At 64.7% G+C, this 9,255-nt stretch carries 13 protein-coding genes; 7 read left to right on the forward strand and 6 right to left on the reverse strand.

Annotated elements, in window-relative coordinates:
• Window positions 1–2 precede the first annotated feature (2 nt).
• From LH19_RS10950 to LH19_RS10970, 5 genes are all read left to right on the forward strand, one after another.
• Window positions 3–662, forward strand: a complete 660-nt coding sequence (locus LH19_RS10950) for an SOS response-associated peptidase family protein (protein WP_054727845.1) — start codon at window positions 3–5, stop codon at window positions 660–662.
• 60 nt (window positions 663–722) lie between these two features.
• Complete coding sequence (locus LH19_RS10955) at window positions 723–1,397, forward strand: SOS response-associated peptidase (protein ID WP_054727847.1); 675 nt, start codon at window positions 723–725, stop codon at window positions 1,395–1,397.
• The gene (locus LH19_RS10960; RefSeq protein ID WP_054727849.1) at window positions 1,397–1,576 is read left to right on the forward strand and encodes a DUF6961 family protein; all 180 of its coding nucleotides are present in this window, start codon (window positions 1,397–1,399) and stop codon (window positions 1,574–1,576) included. The genes LH19_RS10955 and LH19_RS10960 overlap by 1 nt, the downstream gene beginning before the upstream one ends.
• A complete protein-coding gene (locus LH19_RS10965; protein ID WP_054727850.1) occupies window positions 1,573–2,163 on the forward strand; it encodes an alpha-ketoglutarate-dependent dioxygenase AlkB in 591 nt (196 codons plus the stop codon). The genes LH19_RS10960 and LH19_RS10965 overlap by 4 nt, the downstream gene beginning before the upstream one ends.
• Before the next feature lie 80 nt (window positions 2,164–2,243).
• Complete coding sequence (locus LH19_RS10970; protein WP_054727852.1) at window positions 2,244–2,519, forward strand: HU family DNA-binding protein; 276 nt, start codon at window positions 2,244–2,246, stop codon at window positions 2,517–2,519.
• Window positions 2,520–2,528: 9 nt separating this feature from the next.
• Here LH19_RS10970 and LH19_RS10975 read toward each other — a convergent pair whose 3' ends face one another.
• Complete coding sequence (locus LH19_RS10975; protein ID WP_054727854.1) at window positions 2,529–2,951, reverse strand: VOC family protein; 423 nt, start codon at window positions 2,949–2,951, stop codon at window positions 2,529–2,531.
• Window positions 2,952–3,124: 173 nt separating this feature from the next.
• Between LH19_RS10975 and LH19_RS10980 the strand changes: the two genes are divergently transcribed.
• Complete coding sequence (locus LH19_RS10980; RefSeq protein WP_201258435.1) at window positions 3,125–4,213, forward strand: exonuclease/endonuclease/phosphatase family protein; 1,089 nt, start codon at window positions 3,125–3,127, stop codon at window positions 4,211–4,213.
• A gap of 14 nt (window positions 4,214–4,227) precedes the next feature.
• Window positions 4,228–4,386, forward strand: a complete 159-nt coding sequence (locus LH19_RS28610) for a hypothetical protein (protein ID WP_156344026.1) — start codon at window positions 4,228–4,230, stop codon at window positions 4,384–4,386.
• 284 nt (window positions 4,387–4,670) lie between these two features.
• Here the strand turns inward: LH19_RS28610 and LH19_RS10985 are convergent, their stop codons facing one another.
• The 5 genes from LH19_RS10985 to LH19_RS11005 are packed head-to-tail and all read right to left on the reverse strand — an operon-like array spanning window position 4,671 to window position 9,206.
• Complete coding sequence (locus LH19_RS10985) at window positions 4,671–5,054, reverse strand: nuclear transport factor 2 family protein (protein ID WP_054727859.1); 384 nt, start codon at window positions 5,052–5,054, stop codon at window positions 4,671–4,673.
• 31 nt (window positions 5,055–5,085) lie between these two features.
• Complete coding sequence (locus LH19_RS10990; protein ID WP_054727863.1) at window positions 5,086–5,376, reverse strand: hypothetical protein; 291 nt, start codon at window positions 5,374–5,376, stop codon at window positions 5,086–5,088.
• The gene (locus LH19_RS10995) at window positions 5,373–7,904 is read right to left on the reverse strand and encodes a cbb3-type cytochrome c oxidase subunit I (protein WP_054727864.1); all 2,532 of its coding nucleotides are present in this window, start codon (window positions 7,902–7,904) and stop codon (window positions 5,373–5,375) included. Before LH19_RS10995 ends, LH19_RS10990 begins: the two co-directional genes overlap by 4 nt.
• Window positions 7,901–8,848, reverse strand: coding sequence for a cytochrome c oxidase subunit II (gene coxB / locus LH19_RS11000; RefSeq protein WP_054727866.1), 948 nt, complete (start codon window positions 8,846–8,848; stop codon window positions 7,901–7,903). The genes LH19_RS10995 and coxB overlap by 4 nt, the downstream gene beginning before the upstream one ends.
• Window positions 8,841–9,206, reverse strand: coding sequence for a c-type cytochrome (locus LH19_RS11005; RefSeq protein ID WP_054727869.1), 366 nt, complete (start codon window positions 9,204–9,206; stop codon window positions 8,841–8,843). The genes coxB and LH19_RS11005 overlap by 8 nt, the downstream gene beginning before the upstream one ends.
• Window positions 9,207–9,255: the final 49 nt, after the last annotated feature.

Raw genomic sequence — 9,255 nt, forward strand, 5'->3', positions numbered from 1 at the left:
AGATGAGCCGCCTCTACACCCTTGCCGCCACGGCTTCGGACGTCGCCGATCATTTTGGCGCCGGCGGCTTTACCGATATCGCCGTTCCCTCGGAGACGATCGAGGCCCTCCCCGGTCTCGTCGTCCACGAAACGAACGGCCGACGGCACCTTCGCCAGATGCTCTGGGGCTTCCCGCGCCTCACCCGCGAGATGCGGCTGCGCGGCGATCCGCCGGGCCGCATCGGCCTCGTCGCCGATCTCACCAACCCGATGTGGGAAGGTCTCGTCGTCGAGCCCAGATATCGCTGCCTCATTCCGCTGACGCACTTCGCGAACCCCAACGGCTCGCCCGGCGAGAAAACCCGCAGCTGGTTCTCGGCCGAAGGCCAGCCGATCATGGCCTGGGCCGGCTTCGCCAAGAACACCCCCGAAATGGGTCCCGTTTACGCCGGCATGACGATGGACGCGAACGAGCTCGTCCATCCCACGAACGACCGCATGCCTGTCCTCCTCATGCCCCATGAATATGAGCGCTGGCTCCACGGCTCGATCAAGGATGTCATCGGCTTCCAATTTCGCCCACCCCCGCCCGCGGAAAACTTCGTCGTCGAACATACCGACGATCTCTGGCGCAGCGGGAAATTGCCCCCGAGAGCGCGGCCCCAGCAAGCGCTGCTTTAATAGAGCGCAATTGCCGCCAGCGTCCTTCCTTCCCGGCCCGATACTGATAGACTGACGTCCATGTGCAATCTCTACACCGAGCGCAAAAGCGCGGCCGAGGTCGCGGCGCATTTCGGCGTCGACCTGCCCGTCCAGCCGTTCAACAGCGCCGAGGATGTCTATCCCGGCTATTCGGGAATGGTCGTCCGCGAAGAGGAGGGAAAGCGCGTCCTTCAGTCAATGACTTGGGGTTTCCCGCGCCACTCGAAAAGCAAGAAGACGGGCCTGCCCAACAAGCCAAGTCCGACGAACAACGCACGCGACGATCAGCTCTTCAATTCTTATGGCATGTGGAGCGAATGGTTCGCCCGGCCGGCGCATCGCTGCCTGATCCCCTTCACCGCCTTTGCCGAGGCCGTCGGTGAAAAAGGCGCGATGACGAAGACCTGGATCAGCGTCAGCGATCAGCCGCTCGCAGCCTGGGCGGGACTCTGGCGCCCCACCGACGAATGGGGCGACGCCTATACCGGCGTCATGGTGGACGCGACCGAGGAACTGCTCGATATCCACGACCGCATGCCGGTGATCCTCCGTCCCGAGGATCATGAGACCTGGCTGCACGCGCCCGCCGACGAAGCGTTCGAACTCGTGCGCAAATATCCCGGCGACCGCCTTGTCGCCCAGCATAGCAGTGACCCATGGAGTAACCGCAGCAAGACCTTGCCTCAACCGCCCGTGATGCCGACCCTGCTCTGATGTTCACCGAGGAGCGCCATCTCTGGGCCTGCGCGCTCGCGGTCGAGAAGCAGCATGGAGCGGGTGCGCCGCGCTTCGTCGCAGCGCGCATCGGCGCGCTCGCACTCGTGGGCGATAATGCGGGCGTCGAGTGCTGGAAAGCGATTGCGGCGAAACTGGACGCACTTGCAAGGGCATGAAACACGGCCCTGTCAGCAAAAGTGCCGCGGCGCAGGCCGATTTGTTCGGCCACGCACGGCTTCCCGGTCTGGAAGCGGCCGAAGCCTTCGTCACGGAAGCCGAGGAAGCGGCGCTCATAGCCCATATCGAACATGCAGGGCTCGAGGCATTCAAATTCCAGCAATGGGAGGGCAAACGCCGCACCCGCTCGTTCGGATGGAGCTATGATTTTCAAACGGGCGTTTTCGCGCGCGCGGCACCGATCCCCGACTGGCTCGCGCCCATGGCTGCTCGGGCTGAGCGTTTTGCAGGACTTCCGCCCGGCGCCCTCGCGCAGGCGCTGCTGATATCATACGGCCCCGGGGCCGGCATCGGCTGGCACAAGGACCGGCCGGTCTTCGAGCATGTTGTCGGCATTTCGCTGGGAGCAGAGGCGACGATGCGTTTCCGGCGCCGCAGACACGACAAGTTCGACCGCTTCGCACTGCCGCTCGCACCGCGCTCGATCTATCACCTCGCCGGCGAAGCGCGGCGCGGTTGGGAGCATAGCATCGCGCCGATCGAGGAGGCGCGCTGGTCGATCACCTTCCGCAGCCTCGCGAGATGATCGCGATAGCGGAGGACGATGTCCGCTCCTATAGAAGCCGCCCGGTCGGCGAGGGGCCGACCGAATAAGGGAGATATTGAATGAACCATGCCGACCTTTCGGACGCGGTTGCGACGATGCTCGGAACCAGCAAGGCCGACGGGAAGAAGGCTGTCGACGCCGTGTTCGCCGCGATCGCCGACGCCGCCGCAAAGGGCGAAGAAGTTTCGGTGAACGGCTTTGGCAAGTTCAAGGTCAAGGAAAGCGCAGCCCGCGAGGGCCGCAACCCTTCAACCGGTGAGACTATCCAGATCGCAGCCTCGAAAAAGCTCGGCTTCGGAGCGGCCAAGGCGGTCAAGGATCGCCTCAACGGCTAAGACCCGATGTCAGGCGCCGAAGGTCACTTGGCCTTCGGCGTCGATCGGCCAAGCCGGATTCCACGCGATTTCCCATGCATGATCGTCGGGATCTGCGACATAGCCCCGATAGCCGCCATGCGGCGGCGCGTCGCCTGGCCGCAGCACCCGGCCGCCTGCAGCTTCCAACGCCGCGATCACCGCATCGACCTCTTCCGCCGTCCCGACATTATGCGCGAGCGCGAAGGACCCCGGGCCGCCGAACGAGGTCCGCGTCATGTCTTCGGCGAGCTTTGCTTCAAGCCATGTGCCGAGGATGAGGCCATTCATCTGATAGAAGGCGATTTCCTCGTTCGCGAACACCGGCGTCCAGCCAAAGCCCTCGCGGTAGAAGCGGCGGGACCGGACGAGGTCCGCGATCCCGAGCGTCACGACCGCAATCTGCTGCTGCATCCACCTGTCTCCGCTATAGACCCCTCGACAACGACAAGGGGACAGGCTTGTTCCCGCGAGCGTGAGTCTCCCAAAGTCGTTCTCCCCAACAAAAGCTCGTTGGGACCGCGAAAAATAACCAACGGGAACCTGCCTGCACGAAGCGAAGACTCCGGAAGGAAATTCGAATAAAGTTGATCGAGATCAGCACGATATCACAGATCGTTCGGAACAAATCCTCACGCGCGCGCATTCTTGTTTTGCCTCGTCTCTCCTCCTGGTTCCCGGGAGACGAGGCTCCCTCCCGAGCTGTTATTCCTGCCAACGAATTGGTTGAAAGGGTCCGGCGTCGCGGGCAGAAGCGCTCGATGAACCAGCGCCTCCTCTTCATCGCCGCTTCGCTCCTTTCGCTCAGCGCTTGCGCAGGGGCCGAGCAAGCCCCGCAGCATCCTCAGCTCGCAGTCCCGCACGACCGGCCGCTCACGCTGACGAGCTGGAATCTCGAATTTCTTGCCGAGCGGAACGGCGACGGGTGTCAGCCGCGAACCGACGCCGACTATGCCGCCATGCGACAAATTGCCGACGGCCTCGACGCAGACGTGATCGCGTTTCAGGAAGCGGAGAGTGTTGCGGCGGCGGAGCGTGTGTTTGATCCCGCCCGCTATGCCATAGTCATGGAAGAGCGCGCCGGCGCACCGAGCGGGACCTGCGGCGGCGAGCACAAGTCGCAGCGCGTCATTCGACAGGCAGTCGGCTTCGCGATCCGCAAGACTATCGCGTTCGACCGCCACGCCGATGTGACCAGTCTGATGCTCGGCAATCCGCAGCTGCGCTCGGGGGTCGACATCACCCTTCGCCCGGCGGGCGCGAGACCCCTTCGCCTCCTTTCGATTCACCTCAAGTCGGGCTGCTTTGCCGGAGATACCGCCAAGGCCTGCCCGATCCTCGCAGAGCAGGTACCCGCGCTCGAGGCGTGGATCGATGCGGCTGCCGAAGCGCCCGTGCGCTTCGCCGTACTCGGCGACTGGAACCGCAGGCTTGGCCTTGAAGGCGACCGCGTCTGGTCCGAGATCGACGACGGCACACCGGCGAACGCAGACCTCCGGCTCGCCGATGCCGGGACGCGGCCGAAGTGCGATCCGCGCTACGACAGCTTCATCGATCATATCGTGCTCGACCGGCGCGCCGGCGCGGACATGCTAAGCTTCGCCGAGACGCTCTACGGGAAAGACGTCAAACATTATTCCGATCATTGTCCTGTATCGGTGTCGCTTGCCCGATGACGGGAAGAACCACCATGGACCAAGAACTCGTCGAAGCACTTGAATTTCTGCTCGGCCGCGATGACGACGGCGCCCTGTTCGATCGGGAAGCGCCGGACGGCGGATATCGTTCGCAAGGTCTCGAAAACGCGCTGAGGACGATCCGCCGCAAGCTTCGCGCCCGAACGGATTGACCTTGGCCGCAATGCCGCTGGCCCGGAGGGCCGAAAACCGCACTCTTGCAGGAGCCGCAGCCGGGGCGGCGTGCGCGCGGGAGCGGCGGGCCGGACGGGGCGGAGCAGCGGCCGGAGCCGCGCGCAGCGCGGCTTGCCCGCCGTGAAAGCGCGCGCCCGCACCGGCAAGAAGCGAGGCAAGTGTGCAGGCGCGGCCGGACATCCGTGCGACCCCTGGCCGAGCCTGCGAGGCCAGAGCGCGCTCGACAGATGCCGCGCTCAACCCCGGCCGAAGCAGTCTCTGATCACAGCTCTGACGATGGACAAGCGGTGCATTGAGCGAGAATGATCTGCCAGCGGTCACCCTGCTGCTTCCAGAGACGAAGATAGGAGAAGGTTCCGAAGAAGCTCGTGCCGCCATAGGATCCGGCGACATCGGTCGTCACGACGACGCTCGCCAGGTCACCATAGGGCCGAACGAGACGGTCGCCCCGAAAATCGAGTGAACTCAAGTCGAGCAGTCCCGAACGATGCGCCGCGATATCGTCGTCACGCGATCGCCTCACACCCTGTTGGTCGACGAAGATCATATCGTCCGCAAGCAGCTGCTCCAGCGCTTCGGCATCGCCGGCCAGCATCGCCGTACGAAGCGCTTCCTCGCATACCGCTATCGCTTCGATCACCTGCATCCATTTCGCTCCCTCGGGCCGAACCGCCGTCCTATCGATCAACGAGCAGGACCGGCAAATATTGAAAGACGATTCCGAGCCCGCCGAACGCCAACGCCAGCATCGCCGCGCGCCGTCGCCACCCGGCGAAAGGATCGCCGGGAGTTTCACGCGATACCGCTAAGAACATCCACGCCGCAGCGCCGAGAAGGACCAAGGTACAAAGCGATGCTACGAGGCGTACGCCGGTGCCGCTGCCCCCGAACTCGGCAAGGAGGTAGAGAAGGAAGAAATGCACGGCCCAGAGGATGAGACCGCCCATGATGATGAGCCAGCTCTTCATCCGCCAACGCCGACCAGTCGCGAAACGAGAGCGCCCGTCGCCCCTTGGGCCGCGGTGTAGACGAGAAAGAGCATCGTGAGGTCGATGCTGTTGTTTCTCGGCTGCGCGACAAGCCCCCGCACACCGCGCGCGGCGCAGTAGAGCGCCATCAGCATTGCGATCGCCGCCGCACAGGCCTGGAGAGCCAGCAGCGCGTAGGCGACGGCCCCCTGCCCGCTCGCGGTCGGATCGAGCCCGCTGCCCGACCAGCTTGCGTAATCCAGACCTAGCGCCGCACTTGATGCCGCTGCGGAGAACAGAAGCGCCATCACCGACCAGAATGGCGAGCGTCGAAGGACCGAGCGCGCTGCGAGCGCGAACCCGATCGCGGCAGCGTAGAGCATGAGCATCGATATCGCCCCGCCGAGCGGCGGCGGCGGCCGCCAGAAGCCAGGCTGGTTCGATGACAGGAAAGCAAGGCTGAACAGCGCCATGAGAAAGATCATGCCCATCACGACCAGCAGGATGATCATGGCCCACCAGCCATGGCTCGACGGGCCGGTGACATAGGTCGGGACGCGAATGTCGGCGCCGATGTCAACGCCCTCGATTTCGATCGGCCGGTCGGTTTCCCAAAGCCATCGCAGCACCGAGATCACCGCCAGCACGCCGCTGACCCATGCGAAGAGATAGGCCTGCACCGTCAGCGCGAGAAAAAAGCCCGCGGTAAAGATCGCGGCGGCGAACGGCCATGGCGACGGCCCCGGCATGATTTGAAGATATTGGGGCTCGGCGAGCAGCGGGCTGGTAACGATCGTCTCGCGAAGGCCCGTCGCCGAGCGCGGCAGGAAATAGCGCCCCTTCTCGACCTCGTCGGCGAGCGCCGGATCGTCCCACAAGGGCTCGCGGCTCGTCACGACCGGGATCGAGCGTGTCGAATAGAGCTCGCTCGGCAACCATTCGAGCGTGCCGCCGCCATAGACATTCCCGGCATTGCCCTCGCCCGGCGCGAGCCGGAAATTGCGCGCCAGGTCGACGAGGAAGAGGAGCACACCGAGCCCGAGCATGAAAGCGCCGACCGTCGAGATGAGATTGGGAAGCTCAAAGCCCTGCCCCGGCAGATAGGTGTAGACGCGGCGCGGCATGCCCTGCAGCCCCGCCAGATGCATCGGCAGGAAGGCGACATTCATGCCGAGGAACATGAGGCCGAACACCCATTTCGCGAGCCGCTCCGACAGCGCCCGCTTGCTCACCATCGGAATCCAGTAATAGAAGGCCGCAAACAGCGGAAAGACCATGCCGCCGATCAGGACATAATGGAGGTGCGCGACGATGAAATAGCTATCGTGCGCCTGCCAGTCGAAGGGCACCATCGCTACCATCACACCCGTCAGACCCCCCGTCACGAAAATAACGATGCTGCCCATCACGAAGAGGCCGGGCGCATTGAACTTCGGCTTGCCGATTGCGAGCGTCGCGATCCACGAGAAGACCTGGATGCCCGCCGGCACGCTGACCGCCATCGAGGCGGCCGAGAAGAAGCCCGTCGTCATCGGCGGCATGCCGGTGGTGAACATATGATGCGCCCACACGCCGAAACTGATGAAGCCCGTCGCGATCATCGCAAGGACGATGAGCCGGTAGCCGACGAGCCTCTCGCCCGCGACGGTCGCGACGATCATGCTCATCATCCCGGCGGCGGGCAGGAAGATGATATAGACCTCGGGGTGGCCGAAAAACCAGAAGAGATGCTGCCAGAGCAAGGGGTCTCCGCCGCGCGTCGCGTCGAAGAAGGGCCAGCCGAACGCGCGCTCGATCTCGAGCAGCAAGGTGCCGAGAATGATGCTCGGAAAGGCGATCACGATCATCACTGCGAAGACGAGCATCGCCCAGGCGAAGATCGGCATCCTGTCGAGGCGCATGCCCGGCGCGCGCGTCCGCAGCACGCCGACGATGATCTCGATCGCCCCCGCGATCGCGCTGATCTCGATGAAGCCGATGCCGAGCAGCCAGAAGTCGGTGTTGATTCCCGGCGAATAGGCCTTGGACGTCAGCGGCGGATACATGAACCAGCCGCCGTCGGGCGCGAGCCCGACGAAGATCGAGGCGAAAAAACAAAGTCCGCCGACGGCATAGGCCCAGAAGGCATAGGCGGACAGCCGCGGGAACGGCAGATCGCGCGCCGCGAGCATCTGCGGGAGCAGGAGCACGCCTGCCGCCTCGACCGCGGGCACCGCGAAGAGGAACATCATCACCGTGCCGTGCATGGTGAAGACCTGATTATAGGTGCCCTGCGGCAGGATCTCGAGCATCGGCGCGGCGAGTTGCGCACGCATGAGCAGCGCGAGCACCCCCGCCATCAGGAAAAAGAGAAAGGCGGTTCCGAGATAATAGATGCCGATATAATTATTGTTGACCGCGAGCAGATATTCCCAGCCCTTGGGCTTGCACCAGATACGACGGAGGTCCTCCTCCTCTTCTTTCGGCCGCTCGTGCCGAGTCGGGAAACGCTCATAAAGCGCGGGATCGAACCCCGTTTCCGATCTCATTTGAGCGAGACCAGATAGGCGGTGAGCGCCTGCAGTTCCTCGCCGCTGAACTGGTGATAGGCGGGCATACGGTTCGCGGGCTTGATCGCCTGGCTGTCGGCGACCCAGCCCGCCATCGTCCCCGGATTATTGGGCAATATGCCCGCGCCCAGCGTCCTGCGCGAACCGACATGCGTCAGATCGGGGCCGGCCAGTCCACGCGCCGGCGTGCCGCGGATCGTGTGACAGGCGGCGCAGCCGCTCGAGAGAAAAAGTGCAAGCCCCTCGCCGCCGGCGCCTTGCGACGGGAGCCGCGAAGCCTGCCACCGCGCAAAGTCCGCCGGGGTGTGGGCCACCACCACAAACCCCATCAGCGCGTGCGGGCCGCCGCAATATTCGGCGCACTGTCCCTTGTAGATACCCGGCGCATCGGCCTCGATCAGCAGGCGATTGGTGCGCCCCGGGATCATGTCCATCTTGCCGCCAAGCCGCGGCACCCAGAAGCTATGGATGACGTCGGCCGCTTCGAGTTCGAGCAGCACAGGCTGCCCTACCGGAATGTGGAGCTCGTTCGCGTCGCGCAGCGTCTCGCGGCCCTGCCCATCCTGATAATGGACGCGCCACCACCACATCTCGCCGATGATCTTGACGCGCATGGCGCCCTCGGGAACGCGGGCCGCCGAAAGCGAACTGGTGAGCAACAGGCCCCATACGAGCAGACCCGTGAGCACGACCGAGGGAAAGGCAAAACCCAGGATCCAGATCGCCTTCTCGCCGCCGAGCCGGGTCTTGAGCTGTGGCGATCCGCGCAGCGCGACCCAGAGCGCGGCGAGCACGATCGCCGATATGACGGTGCCCCCGACGAGCAGCACCCAGGCAAGGAGGGTCACGGGCTCAGAATAAGGTCCGGCGGGATCGAGCACGGCAGGCGGCCAGCCCTCGGAAGGCAGCGTTCGCTCAGTCATCGAGGCTCAACAGCCAAGCGGCGATGTCGTCGGCTTCGGCTCTTTTCATCGGGATCGCGGGCATCGCGGTTCCCGGCACCATCGCCGGGGCGTCAGTTACGAAGGCAGCGAGGAGCGGCGCGCGATTAGGGAGGCGGCCAGCGATCAGCGGGCGGGCGCCGAAGCCCGCGAGCGGTGGTCCCACCCGCCCTTTCGGCCACGCGATCCCCGGCAAATCATGGCAGGCGCCGCAACCGAGCCGTGCCGCTGCGTCGCGGCCGCGCGCGACGGCGTCCGTGTCGGCGGGCGCCGTTTCGACCGGCGCGGGCGCGCAGGCGCCAAGCAGCATCAAGACCGAAATCGCAGCGCCCCCTTTCATAGCCGTTCACCGTCCTTGTTTCACTTTGGGAACCACCTCGCGCAGCCAT

The organism is Sphingopyxis macrogoltabida (assembly GCF_001314325.1).
Classification (GTDB): Bacteria; Pseudomonadota; Alphaproteobacteria; order Sphingomonadales; family Sphingomonadaceae; genus Sphingopyxis; species Sphingopyxis macrogoltabida.